At 64.2% G+C, this 24,959-nt stretch carries 22 protein-coding genes; 20 read left to right on the top strand and 2 right to left on the bottom strand.

Going from position 1 to position 24,959, the window contains the following annotated elements; translation table 11 throughout:
- Positions 1 to 104: 104 nt before the first annotated feature.
- On the top strand, positions 105 to 263 hold the full coding sequence (gene infA, locus WDA27_06185) for a translation initiation factor IF-1 (protein MFA5890524.1): 159 nt from the start codon (positions 105 to 107) through the stop codon (positions 261 to 263).
- A gap of 6 nt (positions 264 to 269) precedes the next feature.
- Here infA and WDA27_06180 read toward each other — a convergent pair whose 3' ends face one another.
- Positions 270 to 1,796, bottom strand: a complete 1,527-nt coding sequence (locus WDA27_06180; protein MFA5890523.1) for an aldehyde dehydrogenase family protein — start codon at positions 1,794 to 1,796, stop codon at positions 270 to 272.
- 128 nt (positions 1,797 to 1,924) lie between these two features.
- On the opposite strand from WDA27_06180, the gene WDA27_06175 reads away from it, so the two are divergent.
- From WDA27_06175 to WDA27_06165, 3 genes are read left to right on the top strand one after another with little or no spacing between them, the layout of a single operon-like run.
- On the top strand, positions 1,925 to 2,515 hold the full coding sequence (locus WDA27_06175; protein MFA5890522.1) for a winged helix-turn-helix domain-containing protein: 591 nt from the start codon (positions 1,925 to 1,927) through the stop codon (positions 2,513 to 2,515).
- Positions 2,512 to 4,374, top strand: a complete 1,863-nt coding sequence (locus WDA27_06170) for an ABC transporter ATP-binding protein (GenBank protein ID MFA5890521.1) — start codon at positions 2,512 to 2,514, stop codon at positions 4,372 to 4,374. The genes WDA27_06175 and WDA27_06170 overlap by 4 nt, the downstream gene beginning before the upstream one ends.
- On the top strand, positions 4,371 to 6,209 hold the full coding sequence (locus WDA27_06165) for an ABC transporter ATP-binding protein (protein ID MFA5890520.1): 1,839 nt from the start codon (positions 4,371 to 4,373) through the stop codon (positions 6,207 to 6,209). Before WDA27_06170 ends, WDA27_06165 begins: the two co-directional genes overlap by 4 nt.
- 6 nt (positions 6,210 to 6,215) lie before the next feature.
- Here the strand turns inward: WDA27_06165 and WDA27_06160 are convergent, their stop codons facing one another.
- A complete protein-coding gene (locus tag WDA27_06160) occupies positions 6,216 to 7,697 on the bottom strand; it encodes an MmgE/PrpD family protein (GenBank protein ID MFA5890519.1) in 1,482 nt (493 codons plus the stop codon).
- A gap of 144 nt (positions 7,698 to 7,841) precedes the next feature.
- Here WDA27_06160 and WDA27_06155 point away from each other — a divergent pair, with 144 nt between their 5' ends.
- The 16 genes from WDA27_06155 (at position 7,842) to WDA27_06080 (ending at position 24,956) form a co-directional block, all read left to right on the top strand.
- Complete coding sequence (locus WDA27_06155; protein ID MFA5890518.1) at positions 7,842 to 8,468, top strand: TetR/AcrR family transcriptional regulator; 627 nt, start codon at positions 7,842 to 7,844, stop codon at positions 8,466 to 8,468.
- Positions 8,465 to 11,044 carry a pyruvate formate lyase family protein gene (locus WDA27_06150; protein ID MFA5890517.1) on the top strand — a complete coding sequence of 860 codons (2,580 nt, stop codon included), beginning with the start codon at positions 8,465 to 8,467 and terminating at the stop codon, positions 11,042 to 11,044. The genes WDA27_06155 and WDA27_06150 overlap by 4 nt, the downstream gene beginning before the upstream one ends.
- Positions 11,034 to 11,957 carry a glycyl-radical enzyme activating protein gene (locus WDA27_06145; protein MFA5890516.1) on the top strand — a complete coding sequence of 308 codons (924 nt, stop codon included), beginning with the start codon at positions 11,034 to 11,036 and terminating at the stop codon, positions 11,955 to 11,957. The genes WDA27_06150 and WDA27_06145 overlap by 11 nt, the downstream gene beginning before the upstream one ends.
- Before the next feature lie 15 nt (positions 11,958 to 11,972).
- Positions 11,973 to 12,959 carry an NAD-dependent epimerase/dehydratase family protein gene (locus tag WDA27_06140; protein ID MFA5890515.1) on the top strand — a complete coding sequence of 329 codons (987 nt, stop codon included), beginning with the start codon at positions 11,973 to 11,975 and terminating at the stop codon, positions 12,957 to 12,959.
- On the top strand, positions 12,956 to 13,777 hold the full coding sequence (locus WDA27_06135) for an SDR family NAD(P)-dependent oxidoreductase (protein ID MFA5890514.1): 822 nt from the start codon (positions 12,956 to 12,958) through the stop codon (positions 13,775 to 13,777). The genes WDA27_06140 and WDA27_06135 overlap by 4 nt, the downstream gene beginning before the upstream one ends.
- Before the next feature lie 31 nt (positions 13,778 to 13,808).
- Positions 13,809 to 14,585, top strand: a complete 777-nt coding sequence (locus tag WDA27_06130) for an acetoacetate decarboxylase family protein (GenBank protein MFA5890513.1) — start codon at positions 13,809 to 13,811, stop codon at positions 14,583 to 14,585.
- A complete protein-coding gene (locus tag WDA27_06125; GenBank protein ID MFA5890512.1) occupies positions 14,582 to 15,784 on the top strand; it encodes an acyl-CoA dehydrogenase family protein in 1,203 nt (400 codons plus the stop codon). The genes WDA27_06130 and WDA27_06125 overlap by 4 nt, the downstream gene beginning before the upstream one ends.
- A gap of 135 nt (positions 15,785 to 15,919) precedes the next feature.
- Positions 15,920 to 17,380 carry an ABC transporter substrate-binding protein gene (locus WDA27_06120; GenBank protein ID MFA5890511.1) on the top strand — a complete coding sequence of 487 codons (1,461 nt, stop codon included), beginning with the start codon at positions 15,920 to 15,922 and terminating at the stop codon, positions 17,378 to 17,380.
- A gap of 103 nt (positions 17,381 to 17,483) precedes the next feature.
- Positions 17,484 to 17,768 carry a type II toxin-antitoxin system prevent-host-death family antitoxin gene (locus WDA27_06115; GenBank protein MFA5890510.1) on the top strand — a complete coding sequence of 95 codons (285 nt, stop codon included), beginning with the start codon at positions 17,484 to 17,486 and terminating at the stop codon, positions 17,766 to 17,768.
- 2 nt (positions 17,769 to 17,770) lie between these two features.
- Complete coding sequence (locus WDA27_06110) at positions 17,771 to 18,181, top strand: type II toxin-antitoxin system VapC family toxin (protein ID MFA5890509.1); 411 nt, start codon at positions 17,771 to 17,773, stop codon at positions 18,179 to 18,181.
- Between the two features lie 160 nt (positions 18,182 to 18,341).
- Positions 18,342 to 19,844: an ABC transporter substrate-binding protein gene (locus tag WDA27_06105; protein MFA5890508.1), complete on the top strand. Its 1,503-nt coding sequence runs from the start codon at positions 18,342 to 18,344 to the stop codon at positions 19,842 to 19,844.
- Positions 19,844 to 20,752 (top strand): branched-chain amino acid ABC transporter permease, encoded by a 909-nt coding sequence (locus tag WDA27_06100; GenBank protein MFA5890507.1) that lies wholly within the window; start codon positions 19,844 to 19,846, stop codon positions 20,750 to 20,752. The genes WDA27_06105 and WDA27_06100 overlap by 1 nt, the downstream gene beginning before the upstream one ends.
- Positions 20,749 to 21,813 (top strand): branched-chain amino acid ABC transporter permease, encoded by a 1,065-nt coding sequence (locus WDA27_06095; GenBank protein ID MFA5890506.1) that lies wholly within the window; start codon positions 20,749 to 20,751, stop codon positions 21,811 to 21,813. Before WDA27_06100 ends, WDA27_06095 begins: the two co-directional genes overlap by 4 nt.
- A complete protein-coding gene (locus tag WDA27_06090) occupies positions 21,813 to 22,721 on the top strand; it encodes an ABC transporter ATP-binding protein (GenBank protein ID MFA5890505.1) in 909 nt (302 codons plus the stop codon). The genes WDA27_06095 and WDA27_06090 overlap by 1 nt, the downstream gene beginning before the upstream one ends.
- Positions 22,714 to 23,472, top strand: a complete 759-nt coding sequence (locus WDA27_06085) for an ABC transporter ATP-binding protein (GenBank protein ID MFA5890504.1) — start codon at positions 22,714 to 22,716, stop codon at positions 23,470 to 23,472. Before WDA27_06090 ends, WDA27_06085 begins: the two co-directional genes overlap by 8 nt.
- The gene (locus WDA27_06080; protein MFA5890503.1) at positions 23,469 to 24,956 is read left to right on the top strand and encodes a hypothetical protein; all 1,488 of its coding nucleotides are present in this window, start codon (positions 23,469 to 23,471) and stop codon (positions 24,954 to 24,956) included. The genes WDA27_06085 and WDA27_06080 overlap by 4 nt, the downstream gene beginning before the upstream one ends.
- Positions 24,957 to 24,959 lie beyond the last annotated feature (3 nt).

Here is a 24,959-nt window from a genome sequence, read left to right as displayed (position 1 = left end):
CCTCACGTGCGGCGCAGCGCGAGAAACAACTTCAGCGCACCGGCCTTCAGAAGGAAGATGCCATTGAGATCGATGGCCTGGTGACCGAGGCCCTGCCCAACACGATGTTCCGGATCCAGCTCGACAATGGACCGATCGTCCTCGGGCACATCTCAGGGAAGATGCGCAAGCACTACATCAAGCTCGTCCCGGGCGACCGCGTAAAGGTCGAATTGTCGCCCTACGACTTGACTCGCGGACGCATCACCTTCCGTCACCGCTGATCGCGGCTACTCGGCGGTGACGCCGAAGATGCGGTCGATTCCGATGACCGGCGTCCATGTGTGGGATTCGAGCGTCCGGCCTTGATCCACCCAGACGTGTTTCGACTGCGCGTATTCAAGGCAGCCGGCGATTCCTAGTTCCTTGCCGATCCCCGACTGCGCGTATCCACCGACAGGTGCCGTTGCTGTGAGCATGTGGTAGTCGTTGATCCACACCGTTCCCGCGCGCAGGCGCTGCGCCACCGACAAGGCCCGCGGCACGTCGCGGCTCCAGACTGCGCCGGCAAGCCCGTAAATCGTTGCGTTCGCGATCGCGACGGCCTCTTCGACATCGGCGTAGGGAATGACGGACAGGACGGGGCCGAGGATCTCTTCTTGCGCAATGCGCATGTCGTTGCGAACGGCCGTGAACACAGTCGGCGCGTAGTAGAAGCCGTGGGTCAGGGCTTCCTCCGCCAGCCGGTGACCTCCGCACGCGAGCGCCGCTCCGTCGGTCCGTCCGACGCTCACGTAACGCTCGACGCGCTCAAGTTGTGCGCGGGAGGCCAGCGGGCCGAAGTCGGTATCCCATTCGAGCGTCGGGCCCACGCGAAGTTGAGTTGCGGCCGACACGATTCGGTCTGTGACTTCTTCGGCCATCTTCCTCGGAACGAGCAGTCGTGAGCCTGCCCGGCAGGTTTGGCCCGCAGCGAGGTAGATCGCCCACAGGGCGCCTGGGACGGCGACGTCGAGGTCCGCATCGTCGAGCAGGATGTTGGCGCTCTTGCCGCTGAGTTGAAGCGTCACGCGTTTCACGGTCTGGGCCGCGATCCGGCCGATCGTGCGCCCGGTGTCGGTTGATCCTGTGAATGCAACGTGATCGACGAGCGTGTTGGTGACAAGTTCCTCTCCGACGCGCGCGTCGGCCCCGCACAGCACGTTCAGGCAGCCGGGAGGCAAGCCCGACTCGTCGAGTGCGACCGCCAATTCCATCGCCGTGCACGGCGTCGAAGGGGAGGGCTTGAGCACGACGGTGTTCCCCATCGCAAGCGCTGCGAAGACTTTCCACGCCGCGGTCGCGAACGGGGACGCAAACGGAACGATGGCGGCGCACACCCCGTAGGGATCCCGCATCAGCAGGTTCTGAACCGGCGAGGGGAACTCGTTGTGGGGCAAGGGTTCGACCGTGCAGATGCCGGCAGCGATGTTCACCAGGTCTCGGACTTGGTGAAGTGCGGACGCAATCATGGCCGTGGTCGTGCGGATGGGAATGCCGGTGTCGAGGGCCTCTAACTCGGCCAGTTGTGACCGGCGACTCCAGAGGAGTTCGACGGCCGACAGCAAGACTTCGGTTCGCCACTCCAGCGGACGAGAGTTCCAGCGACCGTCGTCGAAAGCCGCGCGCGCCGCCGCGATCGCCCGGCGCGCGTCGGTCGGCATGGCGCGCGCGACGCGCGCGACGACCGCGCCGGTCGCCGGGTCGATCGACTCGATCGTTCCTCGCGACGCGGCCGCCGTGTGGTCGCCGTCGATGAAGAGTTCGTACTGTTTCACGTCTTGGCTCCTGGTCGGCCCCGGATTGTAGTGCTCGTCTGCGTCGGTGCGGCCCGACGGCACTGCGTGTGAACGTTCCGGACAAACGGGTTTGACATGTTCAACCGCTTAGGGAATCCTAAGCATTCGTGGGAACCAGGCGAAGTCAGGACGGCGCGCACCCCAAGGGCGAGCCGAAGGCAGTTCACGTCGTGCGTACCCCCGAGCAGCTCAAGGCGTTCACGGATCCGCTGCGCAACCAGATCCTGGCCATCCTGGCGGAGGCGCCGGCGACGAACCAGCAGATTGCCGGCCGACTGGGTGAGTCGCAGGCGAAGGTGCTCTACCACGTGCGCGTCCTGCTTGGGCAACGACTCATTCGCTTGGTTCGAACCAACGTCAAGGGCGGCAACGTCGAGAAGTACTACCGGGCGGTGGCGCGCGTGTTCAGCTTGCGCCCCGGGCCGGACATGTTCCCGGCTCTTGTTACCGCCGGACTCGACGCCGTGCGCCAGGAAGTGGCTACGAGCGTTGCGACTTGGCCGGACCAGGCGCGGTGGTTTGAGACCAGAAGCCGGCGGATCTCCGCCGAGCACGCCGCGGAGTTCGCGCGCCGAATGGCCGAACTCATCCGGGAGTTCTGGGACGAGGCGGAAGAGGATGCTGAGGCGCCGTTGCTGGGCCTTGCCGCGCTCACGTACCGGGATCCGACCGACGGCGTCGCGAGGTCGTCCGAGTGAAGCGGCCGGTCGGAGACGACAAGCCGTCGTGGCGGGAGGAGCTACGCGCGAATGTGCGCGTGGTGGTGCTGTCCGCGCGCGCGGCGCCTGCTTTTGCGGTCGTCATGTTCGTCGGGACGGTTCTGGAAGGGATCGTGCCGGCGATCATCCTTCTGCAGACGGGTCGTTTCGTAACGCTGCTGCCGGAGGCTGCGCGACTGGGCGCTTCATCTCAGGCATGGCACGACGCGCGGCACGCCCTGGTTGTGCTCGGCGTTGTGATCGCCGGCAGTCAGGTGGTGAAGCCGATCAAGGGCGCTTTCCAGTTCGGGCTGGGCCGGAAGTTCGCTGCGCTGCTCTCGCGTCGCGTGATGGAGGGAGTTACTGCTACTCCGGGAATTGCGCACTTCGAGGACCCTCGTTTCCGCGACAAACTCGAAGTCTCGGAGTGGATCAACTGGGCGCCGGCGCAGACGATCTTCATCCTCGGCCAGACCGTCCAACAGGCCGTGCAAAGCGTCTCGCTGGTTTGGGTCGCAGGGCGCTTTGCGGGGTGGGTTCCGGCGTTGCTGCTTGGGACTGCGATTCCGGCGGGGTTCGCCGCGTTCAACCGCGTCAAGAGCCAGGGTCTGGCGCTGTGGCAGGACTCCCCCGAGATCCGCCGGTCGAGCTACTACCGTAGCTTGTCGCTGGACCTCGAGCCCGCCAAGGAGATCCGCCTTTTCGGCATGAAGGACTGGGCCATCGCTCGCCAGGATCATCACTACCTCCAGGGGATGCGCGAGACATGGCGTCAACGACGGATCGGGACGCTGTACGTGCTGGTGCTGCATGCGGTGGCGGTGGCGGGTTTGGCCATCGCGTACTGGTCGATGCTGCGCGCGGCGCTGGCGACGCCGCCGCGCCTGTCGGTCGGGGAGTTCTTCGCCGTGTCGATGGCCGCCGTGCAGATCCTGACCGCAACTAGTGCGGTGTTTCAGGCGGCAGCGTGGATTCGCCGGGTCAACTACATGCTCCCCTACGTGATGCGGTTGTTCGATATCGCGCGGACCGATCCGCGCATGGATGCCTCGGGGACGCTTTCCGCGCATGGAATCGAGCGATCCGGGCTTCGCTTTGAAGGCGTCCGGTTCCGTTATCCGGGAACCGAGCGGTGGATTCTCGAGGGCGTTGACCTGTTTATCCCCGCAGGGCAGTCGATCGCGCTCGTTGGTGAGAACGGCGCCGGGAAGACGACGCTAATCAAATTGTTGTGCAGGTTTTACGATCCGACCGAGGGTCGCATCACCCTCGACGGGATCGACGTGCGCGAGTTCGATTTGCAGGACTACCGCCGCAGGCTCGCTTGCATCTTCCAGGACTTCACTCGCTACGAGCTTTCCGCCCGAGACAACGTCGGGTTCGGGGCGGTCGAGAGGCGAGGGGAGAACGAGTTGTTGCGTGAGGCGGCATCACGCGTCGGCGTGCTCGAGGAGATCGAAGGGTTGCCTTCGGGTTGGGAGACTCCGCTATCGCGCGCGTTCGACGGCGTGGATCTGTCCGGTGGTCAGTGGCAGCGGATCGCGCTGGCGCGCGCGATGATGTCGCAACTCGGACGAGACGCGGACTTGTTGGTGTTGGACGAGCCGACGGCTTCGCTCGATGTGCGCCTGGAGCACGAGTTGTACGAGCACTTCGCGGCACTGTCGCACGGACGCACGACGCTTCTGGTTTCCCACCGGTTCTCGACTGTGCGCATGGCCGAACGCATCGTGTTCCTTGACCGCGGGTGCGTGGTTGAGGACGGAACGCACGCGAGTTTGCTCGCGCACGCCGGCCACTACGCCGAGTTGTACCGGTTGCAGGCCGACCATTACCGGACCACCGGGGTGCTGGAATGAGTGAGCCCCGGAGGAAGGAGTCGGCGCGCGCAAGCCTCGGGCGGGTTGTGCGCGTGTATGGCTCGATCTTCGAGATGTCGTGGGCGGCAGCGCGCGGCCGTGCCGTCGCGCTGTTCTCGATCATGTTCTTGCTCGGGCTCAGCGGCGCGGTGAATGCCTGGGTTGTTGGATCGGTCGTCGACGCCGTCGGTGCCGGTCGGGGCCACAGCTCGGCGCGCGCGCTGGTCTTCGGTGCTTTGTTCTTGGCCATTGCCGCCGGCGCGACGTTGTTGCAGGACCTGAATGCGCTGCTGCAAGTGGACATGGCCGACCGCATCAGCCACGAGGTCGACTTGCGACTGATGGCGATTTCTTCGGGGGCGCCGGGCCTGGACCATCTGGAGCGCTCGGCGTTCGCCGATCGGATGAAGCAGGTTCGCGAGCGTCAGTGGATCCCGGCGCAGTTGCTGCAAACCATCAACTCCGGGGTATATGTGATCATCGGGATGGTCGCAGGGGCCATCTTGCTCGGCTCGATCCACTTGGTCTTGGCGCTGCTGCCCGTTGTGATGATCCCGAGCGCGTGGATCCAGTTCCGCGCTTTCCGAAAGCACTGGTCGATGTTCGACGAAGCCGCCCCCGATCAACGGCTGGCCGACCATCACCTTCGGCTCGCGACCGGCCAGACCGGCGCCAAAGAGATTCGATTGTTCGGCCTGCGCGACCACCTGCTGTCCGAGCACCGACGCCTTTCCGACGCGTTCGTGCGCCGCATGTTCCGCGCGCGCCTGAAGCAGTCGGCTTCCTCGACGCTCGGCGGAGTTCTGTACGGGACGTCGCTGACGCTGGCGATCGCTTTCCTGGGCGTTGAAGCGCTGAACGGGCGCGCGACGGCCGGGGATATTGCGCTCGGCATTCAGGTGACCAGACTGATGATCGGGCACGTCGAGATGGCCGCGGAACTCGTCGCGGGGATCGCCGAGCTTGGCTACATGGGGGAGCGATACCTGTGGCTGCTGAACTACCGGCCGGCGCTCACCGTGCGCGCGCGCGAGACCGCGCTGCCGGCGCCGCCGGTAATTCGCGAAGGCATCACGTTCGAGGACGTGACCTTTTCCTACCCCGGGACCGAAAAGACGGTTCTGGATCGCGTGTCGCTGTTTCTGCCGGCATCATCGACCGTTGCGTTGGTAGGCGAGAACGGTGCCGGCAAGTCCAGCATCGTGAAGCTGCTTTCCAGGTTCTACGATCCGACGCAGGGCCGGATTCTGGTCGACGGAGTCGACCTGCGCGACATCGACCTCGAAGACTGGCGCGCGCGCTTGAGTTCGGCGTTCCAGGACTTCGTTCGGTTCCAGTTTGTTGCGAGTGAAGTCGTGGGGGTCGGCGACCTCTCGCGGATCGAGGATACCGAGGCGGTCGAGCGCGCGGTGCGCTTCGCCGGCGCCGACCGCATCCTGGCCAAACTCCCCGAGGGACTTCGCACCCAACTTGGCCGCCAATTCGAGGACGGGCACGATCTGTCCGAGGGTGAGTGGCAGCGTTTCGCCCTCGCGCGCGGCTCGATGCGGGCCGATCCGGCCGTGGTCGTGCTGGACGAGCCCACCGCGAGTCTGGACGCACGCGCCGAGCACGACGTTTTCGAGCGGTTCGCCGAGATGGCTCGTCCGGCCGACGGTCACAAGCCCGTGACTCTGCTGGTGTCGCACCGGTTCTCGACCGTACGCATGGCGGATCTCATCGTCGTGTTGCACGAGGGGAATGTGGAGGAAGCGGGGTCGCACGATTCCTTGATTTCGGCCGGTGGCCGCTACTCCGAGTTGTTCCGCATGCAGGCCTCGCGATACGACGACTGACGCGAGTCAGGGCGTTCGGAAGGACTCGACCGCTGTGCGGACGTTCGAAGCGTCGTCTAGTCCGAGCACCGTTTCGAGCGCGGCGTCCGGATCGCGTAACACCGGGCGCGCGCCTGCGAGGAACTTCTCCGCCACGAGCGCGCGCGTTTCCTCGACGGGACGCCCCGGCGCGCCGCGCGGTGTCGCCACTTCGGCCACGAACTCGTCCCGCGACGCCGTCTTTAGGGTGACTCGTGACGGGAAGCGCATGCGGAACTTGCCGAAGTCCACGCCCTCCAGCGTCGGCTGGTAGGCGGGGTCGAACAAGCGGAGCATGTCGATGCCGATCTCGTTCAAGCCGCCCAGCGCTCCGTTCATCTCCATGCTTTGCTCGACATGCACTCGCTGCGCAACCGCGCGAATCTCATCTTGGTTCTGTGCCAGTGATGTGGTCGACAGCGTTTCCACCGAGATCTCGCCACAGGCGATCAACACGCCGAGCGACAGACCAACCGAGAAGTTGACGTCGGCTGCGCGCAACTCGCTATCCGTTCGATGGGGTGCACTCATCTGCTCCATCCCATCGGTGAACAACGTTGCCTCCACGCGAACGGAATCGACGTCGGCCGGTGTGAGCGAGCGTCCCTTGGCGCGGGCGAACTCGTCGCGGATCACGCATGCGGCGTCCACCGGCGTGTCGATGTACGCGCAGCCGGGGTAGATCTTGAATGCAAGCGATTGAGTGACCCATGCGGAGCCGAGGGCTTCGAACGCGAACGGCAATCCGCGCGTCGCGATGCGTTCGAGCATCCCGCCGGCACCACTGATTGGATCCGGCGCGCCGGTGAGTCCGCGCGCCGCCAGCTGCGCGGCGCGGATTCCTTCGACGAGGGGGCCGGAAGCGAGCGTGGCTTTGGAATCGGGTCCGAAGAACGCCGGAGCCAGTGGGTAGGGAGGTTGCGCGAGCGCGATGCCGATCGCGTCGGCGAGGCGTCCGGCGTCTAGTTTGAGAAAGCGTCCGGCCACAACCGCTCCGGCGATCGCGTGGATGTAGGTCCACATCTGGCCGTTGTGCGGCCCCAGCAAGAAGGCCGCTCCAAGGCGGCCGGCAACTTCGTTCGCGGCGACCTGAGCGGTCACGACGTCGCGCCCGGAGGCTCCGAGCATCTCACCGAAGGCGAGCGGGGCAAGCACCGCGGAGTGTCCGGTGTGCCCGGCAACGAGGTAGTCGTCGAAGTCGAAGGCCACCGAAGCGACCGCGTTGGCGTAGCAGGCCGAGTGCAGTGGCGCGCGCGGCCCGCCGGGGAAAACCGTCGAGTCCTCGCCCGAACCCCAGTCCACGGCGGCTTCACGTACGCGGACGGCGACCTCGCTGCGGGCGCCGGCTAGGACGGCCCCGAGGACGCTTGCGCGCTGCATGGCGGCCGCTTCGCGAACCGCCGGAGGGATGTCGGTGTAGTCGAGCTGCTCGACCCAGGCCGCGATGGATCCGGTCACTCCTCTGTCCATCGGGCGAGTGTATCCGGGATCACTGCGATGTCTACCGAAAGGTCCGTTCTATGACGAAATGGGCAATCGGTTTTCCTTGCTCAAATGGAACTTCCAAGTGTAGAGTTAATTGGTCGGCCGGTTGAATCGTGGAACGGGAGCCCCATGGCGGTCGAAACAAAGAACGAGATTTTGGATGCGGCCGACCTGCTGTTCGGCAGGCTGGGATTCGAGGGTGCCACGACGCGGGAGATCGCCGAAGCCAGCGGCGCGAACAAGGCGCTGATCCACTATCACTTCGGCGGCAAGGAAGGCCTGCTCGACGGTGTGCTCGATCGCTACTACGCGCGGTTGACGTCCGCGTTGGTGGCGGCGCTGCACGGAGAGGGCGACGTCCGCGAAAGGATGCACCGCTTGGTCGATGCGTACATCGACTTCCTCGGAGAGAACCCCAACTTCTTCAGGATCGTCCAGCGGGAGGCGGCCGGTGGGCCGCGGATGGATCGGATCGTGGCCAGGATGGGCTCGATCCTGGGGCTCGGGTTGCCGGCCATTCGCGAGGCGTTCCCTGTGACTGCGAGCGGCCCCCTGGCTGCCGAGCACCTGGCGGTGAGCTTCTACGGAGCGATCATCACGTACTTCTCGTACGCGAAGGTGCTCGAAGGGCTGCTCGGACAAGACCCGTTGTCCGAGCGGAGCATCTTGGAGCGCAAGCGTCACATTCGCTGGATGCTCGACACGACGCTGGACGCGCTGGAGCGCGAAGGCGTCGATCGGCAGGAAGGAGCATGAGTCCGGTGGGTGGACACTCCGAGACCGAGCGCATCGATCGGTTGCGCGAACGCTATCAGTCGGGTCGCGCGGTGCTGTCGGTGCAGCGCGCGCGTTTGTACACCCAAAGCTGGCGTGCGACTGAGGACATGGGGCTGTCTGCGCAGATGCGCGTTGCCACCGCGATGCACAACGTCTACGAGCATATGGATCACTATGTGGATCCCGACGACCGCATCGCCGGCCACTGGACCGAAGGCTTCTTCGGCATGCCGATCGATATCGAGCGTGGGGTTTTCAACACCGTGCTGCGGACGGAGCTACGCCTGCGCGACATGGTTGCGGCGCGCGCGCGCGCGGCGGTCTCGGTCGGCTCGTATTTGCTTCGGCGACGCGGCCTGAGAGCCTTTTTGCGGGAGCAGCGCGGCGCGCGCGCGGCGGGCGCGGCACCGCTGGACCTGGGTCTGAAGACGCTCGCTTCGCGCAAGATCAACCCGTTCGACATCTCCGACGCCGACCGGCGCGAGTTACTTCGGGATCTTCTGCCGTATTGGGAATCCCGGACGCTGGTCGATCATTTGCAGGTCGAACTGGAACAGGCGGGACTCATCACGCGAGACACGCTCGAGTTCGCGATGGCCGCGCCGGGAAACACGTCGCGCCAGGTGCTGATGCTGTCGACCGCGGCCACCATCTCGACGATCCAGGGGCATGTGATCCTGGACTACGCGAGCGTGTTGAAGTGGGGCTTGCAGGGTTTGCGCGCGCAGGTGCGTCATCGACTCGACGATTCCGGCCTGACGGCGGAGCAAATCGACACGCTGCAGGCCATGGATCTTGCACTCGACGGAGTCGGGGTGTTCGCGCGGAGGCTTGCCGAATGCGTCCGCGGCAGCATGGAGGGCGAATCCGACCCGCAACGCCGTCGCGCGCTCGAGGGAATGCTCGATATCTGCCTGCGGGTTCCGGAGCATCCGGCGCGGACGTTTGCGGAGGCCGTCCAGTCGGCGTGGACCGTCAAGACGGCCGTCGAGCTGGCGCACCCGGTCAACCTTCATTGCTTTGGTCGGCTCGATCAGGACTTGTATCCGTACTACGAGCGAGATCTCGCCGAAGGCAGGACCGATCCGGAATCCGCTCAAGCGCTGATCGAAGAGCTGCTGCTCAAGATCATGTCGCAGAACATCCGGCCCGAATCCAACATCCTGGGCAACTTCTACCATCGGTTCTTTGGGTCGTCGCCGGTGACGCTCGCCGGGATGCGCTCCGACGGTTCGGACGCGACCAACGACTTGACCTATGTCTTCGTCCGCGCGGCTCATCGATCACGCGCGGTCACGAACATCTCGGTTCGCATCAGTCGGCAGACCCCTGACGATTTGCTGCTGTTGATAGCCGAGTGCCTGCACGACGGGACCTCGAATTTCTCGCTGTTCAACGACGACACGCACGTCGAGGCAATGCTGCGCCGCGGTTTCATCGAAGCCGACGCTCGCAACTACGCGATCATGGGGTGCGTTGAGGCGACCTGCCCGGGCAAGACCGGCAGCATGAGCGCAACGGCGATGCTGCTGTCGCGGCTGCTGGATATCACTTTGCGGAACGGAGACGCGCGCACCCCGATGGGGATCATGTCGGGGGAAGGCCCGGCGACCGGAGATCCCGGTGCATTCGGATCCTTCGACGAGTTGCTCGAGGCGTACCTCGAGCAGGCTCGCGCGGCCGTCGCGCGAATCGTGGACGCCTCGAACCTCCGCGATCGCCTATATGCGCGGATCCTGCCGGCACCGCTGATTTCGGCATTCATTGACGGGTGTCTCGACTCGGCTGCGGACGTCACGCGCGGAGGGGCCTGCTACGACTTGACGGGGATCTCGTTCATCAACTCCATCGCCAACACCACGGACGCGCTGTACGCAATCAAGAAGCTCGTCTTCGAGCAGCAGAGGTTTTCGAGCGCGCAGGTGCTGGCCGCGGTTGATGCCAACTTCGTCGGGCATGAGGGGTTGTACCGCCAGATCAAGCGTCTGAAGGGCAAGTGGGGCAACGGCTGTGCGGAGAGCGATGAGATTGCGCGAAGGATCATGGACGGTCTCGTGAGCGAGACGTACCGGTATCGCAACGCAAAGAACGGGCCCGTCGTCGCGTACGCGATCAGCATGACGACGCACACCATCGATGGACGATTGTCGATTGCGAGCGCCGATGGTCGAAAGGCTGCGACTCCTTACGCGGCAAGCTGCAACCCGTACAACGTCGAAGAGGCCGGCGTTACCGGCGTGCTGCGTAGCGTGGCTACGTTGCCGCATCGCGACATCATGGGGTGCGCGGTCAACATCCGGTTCCACCCGACCGGAATCGGCGAGCACGAGGATGCTCGTCGAACGTGGGTCGCGTTGCTCCGGACTTACTTCCGCTTGGGCGGCGCGCAGATGCAGCCGACGGTCGTCGACACCGAGACTCTGCAGGCCGCCCAGCGCACGCCGGAGCAATACAAGGATCTGATCGTGAAGGTCGGAGGTTACAGCACCTATTTCGTCGATCTGGGTAGAGAGATCCAGGACGAGATCATCGCTAGGTCCGAGCATGCCTGCTGAATCGCCCACCGGGCTCATCTTCGACGTCCAGCGTTACTGCGTCTACGACGGCCCCGGCATCCGTACCGGAGTGTTCCTCAAGGGATGCCCGATGCGGTGCTTCTGGTGCCACAACCCCGAGTCCCAAGCGAAAGTTCCGGAGGTCCGCTTTCTTGCCTCGCGATGTGACGGCTGCGGCGAGTGTTTGAAGGTCTGCGACCCCAAGGCCGTCCGGCTGCGCGGGAAGACGCTGCAGTGGGATCTTGCCGAGTGTGACGGCTGCGGTCGTTGTGTGGATGTCTGCTCCGAAGGCGCGTTCCTGCGCGTCGGTGAGGAGGTCTCGGTTGAACAGGCGGTCGAGCGCGCGACCGCCGACCTTGAGTTCTTCGTTGAATCCGAGGGCGGCGTCACGGTGACCGGCGGGGAGCCTACGACCCAACCGGAGTTCCTTCTCGCTTTGTTGGGAGCTTTGCGCGCGCGGGGCGTGCGTGCGGCGCTCGAGACGGCCGGCCTGTTCCCGCGGGAGTTGTTGCAGCCGCTGGCGGACGTTACGGACTTGTTCCTCTTCGACATCAAGCACGTCGACGATGAGAAGCATCGCGCGGGAACCGGAACCGGAAATCGCTCCATCCTTGAGAATTTCGCGGCGCTCATCGGCGTCGTCGGCTCGGGTCGCGTGACTCCGCGGATTCCGCTGATTCCCGGGTTCAACACCGAAGCCGAGGACATCGAAGCGATCGCCGCGTTTCTCGTGGCTGCCGGGTATTCGGGGGAAACGCATTTGATGCCCTATCACGGCTGGGCGAAGGGAAAGTACGAGTCGCTCGGGCGGCTTGCCGACTACCGGGATTTGTCGAGCGAGTTGCCGGTGGATGTTGAGCGGATCTCAGCGCAGTTCGAAGAGCGCGGGTTCGGGGTGCGTCTGCATGGATGATGGCGGGGGCCGGGGATGAAGGTTCTAGTGACGGGGGCGGACGGGCTGCTCGGCGCTAATCTGGTGCGCGCGCTGCTGGCCGATGGGTACGAGGTGCGCGCGTTCGTGATGCGCGACAGTAAGGCGCGGACGCTTGACGGTCTCGAAGCCGAGATCGTGCAGGGTGATTTGCTGGACGAGGATCCGTCGGTGCTGAACGCGGCTTTGCGGGGTTGTGGGGCAGTGTTGCACTGCGCCGGGTTGACCGACATGCGCGCGCCCGACGCGTTGATGTGGCGCGTGAACTCGGAGGGCACCAGGCGCGTCGTCGAAGCGAGTGTGCGCGCGGGCGTTGGGCGCTTCATTCATACGGGGTCCGCCAGTTCGTTCCGGTACGGCTCGAAGGAATCGCCCGGAGATGAGCGTTCCGGCTTCCCCTTGGCGTACAAAGGCGTCGCCTATGCCGAATCCAAAGCGGATGCATCGAAGCATGTGCTGGATCGGGTTGCGTGCGACGGGTTGGATGCCGTCGTCGTCGCACCGACGTTCATGCTGGGAGCCTTTGACGAGCGACCGAGTTCGGGGGAACTCATCCGTCAGTTCGTTCGGCGTAACATGCGCTTCACGTCGCCGGGGGGACGGAACTTCGCTCACGTCGGCGACGTGGCGCGCGGCATGGTGAGCGCGCTACAGCGAGGGCGGACCGGTGAGACCTACTTGCTTGGCGGCACGAACGTCAGCTACCTGGAGTTCTTCGCGCTGGTGGCGCGCGCGGTCGGCAGGGAGCCACCCCGGCTCGTGCTGCCGAAGGCGGTCGTGCTGGCCGCCGGGTCCGCAGGGTCCGCCGTTCAGGCGATCTCGCGACGGCCTGCGGCGTTGAACCGCACGATGGCTCGGATGGCGTGCATGGGCACTTACTACGACTCGAGCAAAGCCATCACCGAGTTGTCGATGCCGCAGACGTCCCTAGAGCAGGCCATCGACGAGTCGGTACAGGCCTTGCGGGAGTACGGACACATATGACGGAGCGTGTTTTGAACACTCATGCGGGAAAGACGGTTCTGATCACCGGCGGCAGCCGGGGGGTGGGTTTCGCGACGGCCTCTGCGTTTCTGCGGCGAGGGGCGAACGTCGTCATCACTGCTCGCGGGAACGATCGCTTGCAGCGGTCGCTCGCGGAGTTGCGGGCGATCCGATCGACGGTCTCGGCCGTGGCCGGAGACGTAGGCGTGTACGAGGACGCTCTTGGGATGGTAGATACCGCCGTTCGCGATTTCGGCGGACTCGACATCGTGGTCAACAACGCGGGGCTGTCGATGCGTGGGAACTTCGCCGATCTCTCGCCGCAGACCTGTCACTCGGTCTTGTCGTCGAGTTTGCTCGGAGGCATCTACGTCAGCCGCGCGGCGGTGGAGCATGTGCGCGCGGCGCGCGGCTCGATTGTCTTCGTCTCAAGCATTGCCGGGATCTTTGGAATGCCGGGCGCGTCGATCTACTGCGCCGCCAAAGGCGGCATGAACGGTCTGGCCGAATCGCTGCGGCTCGAACTCAGCGGCGTGCACATTGGAGTCGCGCACCTCGGCTTCACCGAACACGATCCCGAGAAACGGATCCTTGCGGCCGACGGCAGTGGAGTCCTGCCCGATCGACCCGCGCATCACACCCAGGCGCGCGCGGCCGAGTTGATCGTCGAGATGATCGACAAGCGCAAGAACCGAGTGGTCTTCACTCCTGTGGGCAAGATCGGGGCGGCGGCATACCGTCTGTCGCCGGCGATGGTGATGTGGTCGATCCGAAAAGCGCAGCGAAGTCAGTGGAAGGTAATGAAAGACTTCTCGTAAGCGAGAGCCGTTTCACGACAGGGGGGAGCCTGTGGGTTTCGTCAAGACAGAACGAGAGCTGTCCGATTACTACGCGCTAAAGACGCGCGATTTCCCTCACGCCGAGATGCTGGGGGTGATGTTCGCCGCGGATCCCGAAAAGACCGCTGCTTGTCTGCCTCCGCCGCTCGAGCAGGCCGACTTGCCCGGGGGCTTGATCTTCATCGCCGAGTACGGCGAGACGAACCTTGGGCCGGGGTACCGCGAGGCGGCCCTGTTCCTGCGCTGCAAGTACCGGGGACAGGCTGGTTCGTACTGCCTGTCGATGCCGATAGACAGCGATCCCAACCGCCTCTACAACGGCCGGGACATCTTCGGGTTCCCAAAGAAGGAAGCGACCATCCGTTTCGAGCGGAACGAAACGCGCGCGTCGGGATCTGTGGAGCGTCGCGGAGTGCGATTCATCGAGATCGACATCGCCTTGGAGCAAACGCTCCCGGAGTTGCCGCCGACCGGTCCAACGTTCCTGTTCAAGGCGTCTCCACGCATCGACCTTGAGCCCGGCTTCGACGGCCCCGTGTTGCTGGCTTCGCAGCAAACCGAAATCAATGCGAGGTCGATAGCGATCGGTACGCCGAACGTTCGGTTCCAAGCGTCCGAGGCGGATCCGTGGAGCGAGTTCGCGGACATGACGCCTCTGGTCGCCTTTGCCATCGAGAGCAGTAACACAATGCTGCCCGGCCGCGTCCTGGGGTCGGTGGACGCCGAGGCATTCCTGCCGCACTACTTCAAGATGACGGACTTCTACAGCGGGAGCGATGCATCATGATCGATTTCTCTCAAACGCCCGAACAGCTTGAGATTATCGAGGCCGTGCGCGAGTTCGGCCGCAAGCAGTTGGAGCCTGCGGAGATCGCGGTCGACCGCATTTCCGATCCGGACGCTGCGTTCCGCAGTCCGGAGTATCGCGATGCCATGGCGGCCGCGTTCGAGATGGGGCTGCACAAGATGGGAATCGCCGAGCAATACGGCGGCCTTGGGTTGGGACCGACGACGACCGGTCCTGTCTGGGAAGAAGTGGCGCGGTACGGCTGCGGATTCGCCGCATCTCTAATGGCGAGTTCGGTCGTGCCTGCGCTGATCGCGTTCATTGCTCAACACAACACCAGGTTGATCGAGCGCTACGTTGAGCCGTTCTGTGCCGACACCACAGGAACATGGCTGACCGCGTGGGGTAGCAGTGAGCCGATGGTCGGCTCCGACGGCAAGAACTACGACGACCTATCGGTTCACCACCGAACGACCGCGGCGAAGACCGAGGGTGGGTACGTTCTGAACGGTGCGAAGTCGGCATTTGTCTCCAACGGCGGCTTGGCTAAGGCGCTTGTCGTCTTTGCTTGCGTGGAGCGCGACAAAGGCCTGCGCGGTTCCGGGATGTTCGTGACGGATGCGTTCGCAGAGGGCGTACAGCAAGGCAAGGCGGAGGATCGCATCGGTCTGCGCGCGCTCAACCAAGCGACGCTCTCCTTCGACGATGTGTTTGTTCCCGAGGATCAGATGATCTTTCCCCCGAGTGATGCGTACCCGATGCTTCACCACGCGATCGTCACCGTCGGGAACCTTGGGACCGGGTACATGGCGGTCGGCTTGATGCGTGCTGCGTACGAGGAGGCGCTCGAGTACGCCAAGGAGCGCGTTCAGTGGGGCAAGCCGATCATCAAGCATCAACTCGTCGCCAAGAAGCTGTTCGAAATCCAGGCGGCGATCGAGACCTGCCGGACGTTGCTGTGGAAGGGGAGTTGGCACTCCGCCAACAACTTCCCCGGCGACTTCCGCACGAGCCTGACGGCCAAGATCGTCTCGACAAATCTGGCCGTCAAGCACACCGCCGAGATGGTCCAGGTTTTAGGAGGTTACGGGATCACGCGCGATTACAAGCTGGAGAAGTACATGCGTGACGCATCCCTGCTCACCATCATGGACGGGACCAACGACACGCTGATGATGGAGGTTATGTCCGAGGTCTGAGAAGTCCGGCCGACCACGGCCTCGCGTTTCCGAAGCGTAGAAACCCTCGGGTGAAGAGTTTTGCAGGTGGGTGATCGTGGAGGATGAGGCGCGCGCGTGTAGAACTTTGTGGACAAGGGAGATGAGAGCCCCGCTGTGATTACACGTATCAGGACTTTCAGAGTTGGTGTTGCCGCGTTTTCACTTGCGCTCGCGACACTTCTGCCGTCGTGCGCCTTCTTCCAGCCGCGAAGGGTCGCCATCAACTACGAGGTTACAGAGACCCTGCCGCCGCTTCCCGCGTTGAAGGGGAAGGCTCTGTCGTCTTCGGCAGCGGCCCCGCGTTCGGTTTTTGTTCCTGGAAGAGCCGGCAGAACGGGGAAGGCGAACTACGCGAGCGCGCCCGGGGTCACGGCAAGTGAGATCAAGATCGGCATCATCGTCCCTATGGATGGACCCATGGCGGAACTGGGGCGGCCCGTATACCGGTCGACTCAGGCCTACGTGAACATGCTCAACGCGCGCGGGGGGATCAACGGCCGGAAAGTGAAGCTCATCCTGCAGACCGCATGCACCAATTGCGAAGCAGAGGTCTTGCTGGCCGCGAAAGCTCTGGTCGAGCAAAAGGGCGTGTTTGCCATCGTGAACACGTACATGAATACCTACGGGCTTGGTCCGGCGCTGAAGTACCTGAACGAGAAGAAGGTCCCGCTGATTCAGGGCTGGAGCGGCACCGGCGACGAATCGATGACGTGGAGCAACGCGCAGACGCCCTGGAGCGTCTACTTCACGATTCGCAACGACGACGCTGTTCAGATGTGGGCGGGTTGGATGTCGCTGGTGAACGCGAAGTGGCAAGCAGCTGGGAAGCTGCCGAATCCGCAGCATCCGTACTGGGTCGCCACCGTTTCGCTGGACGTCTCGATGGACCGATATCGCGCAGCGGAGTTCAAGAAGGTGTGGGAGTCCAAGGGTTCCGAGTACAAGGTCGTGAGCCAGCAGTACGTGGCGGCACAAGAAGAGTCGGTCACGCGCATGGACTCCTTCATTGCCGCGATGAAAGACGCCAAAGCGAACGCCGTTTTCAGCGCCTCGAACGTGACTATGGTGTTCGGAATGCAGGCCGCCGCGCGCCAGTCGTGGAAGGTCCCGTGGGTCACGAAGTCCGCGTGGGGGCGCGCGGCCACCGACAACTGCGGTCCGCCCTGCAGCGGCGCGTTCACCGACAACAACGGATGGGGATGGTCCGGCATCGACACGCCCCAGATGCGTCAGTACTACGCGGCGATGCGCGCCTACTACTCCGACGGCGTCAAGTACGCGGACACGCAAACACTGGGCGGCTGGATCGGGATGATGGGATTTGAGTATGCGGCGACGCAACTCGGTGCCGATCTCACCCGCAAGGGCCTCATCAGCAAGGTCGGAAACCTCAAGGGCTTCGACACCGGCGTCGGAGCGCAGATCAACACGTCCCCGACCGATCACCTTGGGATGGGGCAGTTCATGATGTTGCAGATCTGCAAGAACGAGTTTCACCTCGTAAGCGACTGGCTGTCTCCCGGCGGCGCGATGAAGAGGGTTTCCTCCAAGGGCGACTGTGGGTGGGGGTACTGACGCCGGCCGCCGGACTCGCTCGGCGAGTCTTGCTCGATCAGATGAACTAGCGACCGAAGCCTTCGACACAACAGGCGATCACCAGTGTGCTACCATGTGCTACATGAGTACCCCTGGTGAAAGCGTTGGGGTTCGCGAGTTGCGACAGAATCTGAGCGTCTACCTTCGCAAGGTCGTGAAGGGAACGACGCTGGAAGTCACTGAGCACGGCCGTCCCGTTGCTCTCCTGGTACCGGTTCCGGCCGCAAACGGGCCGGTCGCAAAGCTCATCGCGGCAGGGCGAGTTCGCGCCCCCGAAGGATCCTTATTCGACCTACTTCCACCGAAAGGAAGGGCAACCAAGCGGTTGTCGCGCGCCCTGGAAGAAGAGCGAGCCGAACGCCTGTGACCGTGGAACTTCTCTACCTGGATTCATCTGCGCTCGTTAAGCTGATCTCGAGAGAGCCGGAGACGGCAGCGCTGACGGATCGCTTGGCCGGACAGCCCGATGTCGTGTCGAGCGCGCTTGCACGAGTGGAGGTATTCCGGGCGATGAGTCGCGTGCGCGCCCCGAAAAGCGAGGTGCGCCGGGCGGAAGCTGTGCTCGGTGCGATTGCCCTACTCCGCATCGATGATGCCGTCCTGGACCGTGCGGCCGCCATCGGCCCGACGACCCTTCGTTTACTCGATGCCATCCATCTAGCATCCGCGCTGTCGCTTGGGGATGCGCTGACGGCAATCGTCACCTATGACGCACGGCTTGCCTCTGCCGCGGGTGTTCTTGGAGTCGACGTGGAAATACCTTCAGGCCAAACCTCGTAAGAGCATCTGGTTCGAGCGGCGACCTACCGGGTTCAGGATCGCGGCACCCGGGTGGCGATGTTCGAGCGCTTGCCAAGATGCGGCGACTCGGTGGGGTTAACCGACATCCAACTCCTGGGTGGGTCGATTTGTCGGGGGTCGTTTGTAGAGGATGCGGGGCGTGCGCGTAGAATCTGTTGATAGTGGAGATGAGGGCCCCGCTGTGATTTCGCGTACCAGGACTCCCCGAGCCGCCATCGTGGCGTTTTCGATGGCCATCGCAGTTCTGTTGCCGTCGTGCGCTCTGTTTCAGCCGCGACGGGTCGCCATTAACTCCCAAGTCACGCAAACCCTGCCGCCGCTCCCTGTATCGACGGGGCGGGTTCCGTCGTCCTCGACGGTGGCCCCGCGCACGATCTTTGTTCCGGGAAAGGGCGGCAGAACGGGGAAGGTGAACTACGCGAGCGCACCTGGGGTCACGGCAGGCGAGATCAAGATTGGGATCATCGTCCCGATGGACGGACCGGCGGCGGAACTGGGACGGCCTCTGTACCGGACGACTCAGGCGTATGTGAACGTGCTCAATGCGCGCGGGGGGATCAACGGCCGGAAGGTGAGGCTCTTCCTGCAGACCGCGTGCATCAACTGCGAGGCGGAAGTCTTGCTGGCTGCCAAGGCCCTGGTTGAGCAAAAGGGCGTGTTCGCCGTCGTGAACGCGTACATGAACACCTACTCGTTCGGCGCGGCAATGAAGTACCTGAACGAGAAGAAGGTTCCGTTAATCCAGGGCTGGACCGGCGTCGGTGAGGAATCGGTCACGTGGAGCAACGCGCAGACACCCTGGAGCGTCTACTACACGATTCGCAACGATGAGGCGGTGGGCATTTGGGTTGATTGGATGTCGACCGTGAACGCGAAGTGGCAGGCAGCGGGGAAGCTGCCGAATCCGCAACACCCGTACTGGGTCGGTACGGTTGCGCTGGACGTGTCGCAGGACAGGCGCCGCTCGATCGAGTTCAAGAAGGTGTGGGAGTCCAAGGGTGCCGATCACAAGGTCGTAAGCCAGCAATACGTGGCCGCTGAGGAGGAAGCCATCACGAGGATGGACTCCTTCATCGCCGCGATGAAGGACGCGAAGGCGAATGCGGTCTTCAGCGCGTCCAACATCACGATGGTGTTCGGCATGCAGGCGGCCGCGCGCCAGACGTGGAAGGTTCCGTGGGTTTCCAAGTCGGCTTGGGGGCGCGCGGCCACCGACAACTGTGGTCCGCCTTGCGACGGCGGGTACACCGATAACAACGGATGGGGATGGGCCGGCGTCGACACGCCACAGATGCGCCAGTATCTTGCTGCGATGCGCGCCTACTATCCCGACGGCGTCAAGTACGCGGACGCTCAAACACTGGGTGGCTGGATCGGGATGATGGCCTTCGAGTACGCCGCGACGCAGCTCGGCGCCGATCTGACGCGCAAGGACTTGATCGATGTTCTCGGAAACCTTAAGGGCTTCGACACCGGCGTCGGAGCGCAGATCAACACCTCGCCGACCGATCACCTTGGGATGGGGCAGTTCATGATGCTCCAGATCTGCAACAACGCGTTTTATCGCGTCAGCGACTGGTTGTCTCCGGGTGGCGCGATGAAGCGGGTTTCTTCGAAGGGCGACTGCGGGTGGGGGTACTGATGCTGGCCGTTAGCCTGACGCTTCTGGTCCAGGACTTCGTCAACGGGATCTTCCTCGGCGGGGTGTTCGCGTTGCTCGGGATTGGAGTCGTGCTGATCTACAAGTCGTCGGGGGTGTTGAACTTTGCCCACGGCGCTATGGCCATGTTCTCGACGTGGGTCTATTTCCAAGTCGATCGTTCGCTGGGTCTCCCGGTCGTTCTGTCCCTTGCGATCGCCGTCGCCTTCGGTGCTTCGCTGGGCGCGGGAGTGTATCTGGTCGTCTTCCGCAGGATGCGAGACTCCGGCTTGCTCGCAAAAGTCATCGCGGCGCTTGCGATCGCCGGTTTCCTGCAAGGTGCTGCCGCGTTCATATGGCGTAACACCACGCAGGCTCGCCCCCCACAGCAGTTCCCGGCGGGATCGTTGGCCTTGGGCGACGTCGGGCTCGGATGGCAGCAGATCGGCGCAGTCCTTCTGACGCTCGCCGTCGCTGTCGGAGTGATCCAGCTCGTGAAGCGAACCACCTTTGGGGTTGCCCTTCGTGCGACGGCGCAGAACCGAACGGCCGCGAAGTTGCTCGGCGTTCAGGAGAACCGGGTCGCTGCGACGGCTTGGGCGATCGGCGGCGGGCTGGCGGCGCTGGCTGGGGCGCTGGTCATCCCCTTGTCGGCCCTGACAGTTTACTCGATGACGGGGTACATGGTTCGAGGGTTTGTTGCGGCAGTCGTCGGTGGGTTCGTGAGCCTTCCAGCCGCGCTGATCGGCGGGTTCGGTCTGGGGATTGCACAGGAGACTCTGTTGGCCACCCCGCTCGCGAGCCTGTCTCGCGTATTCGCGGGTCTGGCTGTTGCCGTCTTGTTGCTGTTGCGCGTCGAGCGGTTCTTCGCGCTGGATCAGGAACTGCGGGCACTGGAGGAAGCAGGATGACGCCTGAGGCGGCGGTTGTGCCTCCCCTGGGCGGCGAGATCATCTCGGCTCCCGGGCCGGCGGTTGCAGTTGTCCTCGGTGAGCCGCCCCGGAGCCGACGCGGACTGCTTGGCGCGGCAGTCGGTTTCCTCGTGGTTGCGGCCGGCCCGCCGTTGCTGCTTGACGGAGTTTGGAACGCGACGTTGGCGCTTGCGGCGGTATACGGACTCATGGGCCTGTCGATGGTTGTTCTTACGGGCTACGTCGGGCAGCTTTCACTGATGCCGGCGACGTTCGTTGGGGTCGGAGCGTTCGCCAGCGCGGACCTGGTATCGCGTCTGGCGACGCCGTTTTGGGTAGCGGTTCCGCTTGCGGCATTGGTCACAGTCCCCGTGGCTTTGGTGATCGGGATTGTGGCGTTGCGTTTGAAGGGGTTGTACCTGGCGATCATGACGCTGGTGTTTGCCGATGTTCTCCAGGAGTTCTTGTTCAAGCAGTCGTGGTTTGCCGGAGAGGGCGGGTCGGTGGATGCCCCTCGGCCGTTCTTGGCCGGAATCGATTTCAAGAGCGACAAGGTCTACTACTTCCTGGTCGTAATCGTGGCGATGGTCTTTGTGGTGCTGGTGCGGAACTTCTCTCGGAGCCGGTCGGCGCGCGCCTGTTACGCAGTGCGGGACAACGAGTCGACGGCGCAGGCGCTCGGCATCAACGTTGCGAAGTACAAGCTGATGGCGTTTGCGCTTCACGGGTTCATTGCCGGCTTTGCGGGGGCACTGTTCGCGCACTGGCAGTGGTCGGTGTCGGCGGGCGGTCAACGACCGCAATTCGGCCTTGAGTTCTCACTGACACTGGTCTTCTTTACCATCCTGGGCGGGGTCCGTTCGATCTGGGGTCCGTTCGTCGGCGCCGCAATCTGGGTCGTGCTCGTCCAGCGATTGCTGGCAGGCAGCCCGAACGGGCAGAACATTGCCTTGTCGATCTTCGGGTTGCTCGTGTTGGGAACGATGTTGTACCGCCCCGCGGGGCTCGTCGGGGTTGCGACCGATGCGATGAGACGCCTCCGGGCCGGGAGGGCTTCCTGATGGCCCTGTTCGAGGTTCGCGGGATGACGATCCGCTTCGGCGGACTGACCGCCAACGAGGACGTGAACATCATTGCGGAGGATGGGCAGATCGTCGGGCTGATCGGCCCGAACGGTGCCGGGAAATCGACGCTGTTTAACGCGATTTCCGGTCTCATTGAGCCGGCCGCCGGGCAGGTTTTGCTCGACGGTGAGGATCTGCTGCCGCTGATGCCGTACGAGCGGGTCGGTCGCGGCATCGGCCGGACGTTCCAGAACGTCAGGCTGTTCCCCTCGCTGAGCGTGTACGACAACTTGTTGGTCGCCTATCACACGCGGATGCATGGAGGACTGTTGGCTGGCGCGTTGCAGACGAAGCGGTCGCGCGCCGACGAGCGGAGCGCGCGCGACCGTGCGGCCGAGGTGATGGAGGTCGTGAACCTGCATCCCTACGCGGCAAGACAAGCGAGCGCGTTGAGCTACGGAACGCTGCGCATGGTTGAGCTTGCTTGCTTGTTGATGCTCTCGCCTCGCATCGTGCTCTTGGACGAGCCGGCGAGCGGGATCGCGCAGAAGGAGACCGAAGCCCTCGGTCCGCTCTTGCGTCGCATCCGCGACAACCTGGGCGCCACGATCTTGCTTATCGAGCACGACATGCCCCTGGTCATGGGACTGTGCGACATGGTCTACTGCCTCGACCTTGGTCGAGTGATCGCCGCGGGTCGCCCCGAGGACGTCCAGCGAACCCCGCGAGTTATCGAGGCGTATTTGGGCAAGCGCGCGGCCGAAGAACTCGAAGCGCGGCTCGCGGAGGAGGAGGCGGCCGCTGCTCGGGTGAAGGCGGCGCCGAAGGCATCTTCGCGTCGCGCGGCGCCGGTTCCTACGGTTTCGCGCGGTGCTAGGGCGGCAGGAGGGCGCAAGCGTGGCTGAACGTGTGATTGGAGATCCCGTCCTGGTGGCGCGTGGCGTTGACGTGTTCTACGGCCGTGTCCAAACGCTGTACGGCGTCGATTTCGAAGTCCGTGAGGGCGAGATCGTCGCGCTGCTCGGCGTCAACGGCGCCGGGAAGTCAACGTTGCTGAAGGCGATCAGCGGAGTCCTTCCGGTTCCCCGCGGGGAGGTCACCTACCGCGGACGCCCGATCACCAACCTGTCGTCGGACGAGATCGTGCGCAGCGGCATCGTTCAAGTCCCCGGGGGACGCGGGACCTTCGCAGGCCTTACTATCGCCGAAAACCTGCGTCTCGGAGGGTACGTCTACCGGCGGGACAAGGCCTCTTTGCGGACCGAAACCGACCGGGTCGTCGGGCATTTCCCCTGGCTGGCCGAGCGAATGGGGCAATTCGCCGGCACGCTCTCGGGGGGACAGCAGCAGCAGTTGCTTCTGGCCAGGGCCTTCATGAGCCGTCCTTCGCTGATCATGATCGACGAGTTGTCGTTGGGCCTTGCGCCGATCATCGTCGAGCAGCTTCTGGACATTGTTCGGGAAATGAACCGTCAGGGCGCTTCGATCGTTATTGTTGAGCAGCATGTAGATCTTGCCCTGGATTTCGCCGATCGGGCGTATTTCTTGGAGAAGGGCGAGGTTCGGTTCTCCGGCCCAAGCGCCGAGTTGCGCGAGCGGGGGGACCTGCTGCGTTCGGTGTTCTTGGCCGGGGCGAAGGAGGCGAGTCTCGAATGAAGCGGCTGGCGGCAGCGTTGGGCGCGGCGGCGATGGTCATGGCTCTTTCCGGCCCGGCATCGGCGGTCGTGCAGACCCAGACCGTCGCGGACGGCTCGGCGGTTGCCTTCACGTTGCGGCCTACCTACGACGCAGGCGGGGCGGCTCCGCTCATGCTGTACGTGGGGTACACGGCGGCCAACGTCTCAACACCGGAGCCGGAGGCCGACGGTCAGGGTTCGTGGTACAACCTCGCCATTCTCGAGGCGGGAGCGTTTCTGCCTCCGGAGAAGTGCACCCCTGCGAAGAACGCACAGGCAACGCTGGACGCGGCCGAGGACTTGCAGACGTGGGGGGCCGACTACATCCAGACGGTGATCGGCGCCGGACAGCAGGGGCAGCAGCCTCCGCCTCCGACCGTGCCCGGACCGCGCCACCCCTGTACCGAACGCTTCCCCGGTTTCGCGCAGTCGCGCTACCCGGCTACCAACACGATGGCCGCCGGCGAGACCGACAACTACTTCGATAAGCCGATGGCCGCCCAAGCGTGCCGCGAGGATCCGAGTTCCACGTGGTGCGGCTACTACAAGCAGTATTGGCCGACCTTCCGAGGCGTGACCGGTATGGCCGCCCGCGATGGATCCTTCTCCGCTGAATCGACGGATCAACCCTCGCAGCGCTCGGAAGCTGTGCTGTTGGGCGCGGGCGACGGGACCGTCGTGTCGATCGGGCTGGGGCGCACGAAGTCGACCGCGCGCCTGGAGGGCGAAACGCTGATAGTCGAGTCCGAGTCGGCAATGGACGACATCTGCCTCGGCGTGACGAACGGCGAGTGCACGGTGACGATCGATCACATGCGTCAGCGTGCGCGTCTGGTCAAGAAGCCTGGGAAACCCGCGGAGAGTTCGTCCGGGACCGTTCTTGCCGGCGTCCGTGGCGCGGGGCAGGCGCAAGACGTCGACGCGTCGAAACTCGGCCCCGGCGCGGCCGGCGTGGACCTCGGTGGGTATCTGCGACTCGTTCCCGTTTCCCGGACGAACACGTGTACGCCCGGTCACGCGGACCCGTCGATCGCGGTTGCCGACGCTGGTGGACTGATGTTGTACGGCAGCAGCGGTGCGGGCAAGCAAGGCGGGAACGTCTTGATCGGTGGAGCTTGCGCGCGCGCGCGCATCGAGACCACTTCATTCGATGTGCCCGACTACCTCCCCGACCCGGGTGAGCCGCCGATTCCCCCGCGCACCATTACCGTTCCCGGCGATGTCGTCATCGACCCGGGTGTCGGGGTCGTTGTGACGCCGGGAGCACCCCGCATCGTTTCGCGAACCGTCACCCGCTACGCGCTGGAGGAGCCTGTTGCTTGGCGAACTGCTCCGTACTGGGGAACGATTCTCGGGATGATCATGGTGGGTATCGTCGCGTGTCGTATCTTCCCGCGCCATCGTGCTGTGGTACCGGCAGTGCGCGCGATCGATCGGTTCACGAGGCAGTTCCTGCGCGGTTGAGCG

It is taken from the genome of Actinomycetota bacterium, assembly GCA_041658565.1.
Classification (GTDB): domain Bacteria; phylum Actinomycetota; class AC-67; order AC-67; family AC-67; genus JBAZZY01.
This window is presented reverse-complemented; position numbering and strand designations above follow the sequence as displayed.

Bases quoted from the DNA above. Each gene is read 5' to 3' on its own strand.
- WDA27_06080 (MFA5890503.1), top strand. From the start codon at position 23,469: ATGAAGCGGCTGGCGGCAGCGTTGGGCGCGGCGGCGATGGTCATGGCT.
- WDA27_06145 (MFA5890516.1), top strand. From the start codon at position 11,034: ATGCCTGCTGAATCGCCCACCGGGCTCATCTTCGACGTCCAGCGTTAC.
- WDA27_06155 (MFA5890518.1), top strand. From the start codon at position 7,842: ATGGCGGTCGAAACAAAGAACGAGATTTTGGATGCGGCCGACCTGCTG.
- WDA27_06140 (MFA5890515.1), top strand. From the start codon at position 11,973: ATGAAGGTTCTAGTGACGGGGGCGGACGGGCTGCTCGGCGCTAATCTG.
- WDA27_06160 (MFA5890519.1), bottom strand. From the start codon at position 7,697: ATGGACAGAGGAGTGACCGGATCCATCGCGGCCTGGGTCGAGCAGCTC.
- WDA27_06095 (MFA5890506.1), top strand. From the start codon at position 20,749: ATGACGCCTGAGGCGGCGGTTGTGCCTCCCCTGGGCGGCGAGATCATC.
- WDA27_06150 (MFA5890517.1), top strand. From the start codon at position 8,465: ATGAGTCCGGTGGGTGGACACTCCGAGACCGAGCGCATCGATCGGTTG.
- WDA27_06100 (MFA5890507.1), top strand. From the start codon at position 19,844: ATGCTGGCCGTTAGCCTGACGCTTCTGGTCCAGGACTTCGTCAACGGG.
- WDA27_06115 (MFA5890510.1), top strand. From the start codon at position 17,484: ATGAGTACCCCTGGTGAAAGCGTTGGGGTTCGCGAGTTGCGACAGAAT.
- infA (MFA5890524.1), top strand. From the start codon at position 105: ATGTTCCGGATCCAGCTCGACAATGGACCGATCGTCCTCGGGCACATC.
- WDA27_06125 (MFA5890512.1), top strand. From the start codon at position 14,582: ATGATCGATTTCTCTCAAACGCCCGAACAGCTTGAGATTATCGAGGCC.
- WDA27_06165 (MFA5890520.1), top strand. From the start codon at position 4,371: ATGAGTGAGCCCCGGAGGAAGGAGTCGGCGCGCGCAAGCCTCGGGCGG.
- WDA27_06090 (MFA5890505.1), top strand. From the start codon at position 21,813: ATGGCCCTGTTCGAGGTTCGCGGGATGACGATCCGCTTCGGCGGACTG.
- WDA27_06135 (MFA5890514.1), top strand. From the start codon at position 12,956: ATGACGGAGCGTGTTTTGAACACTCATGCGGGAAAGACGGTTCTGATC.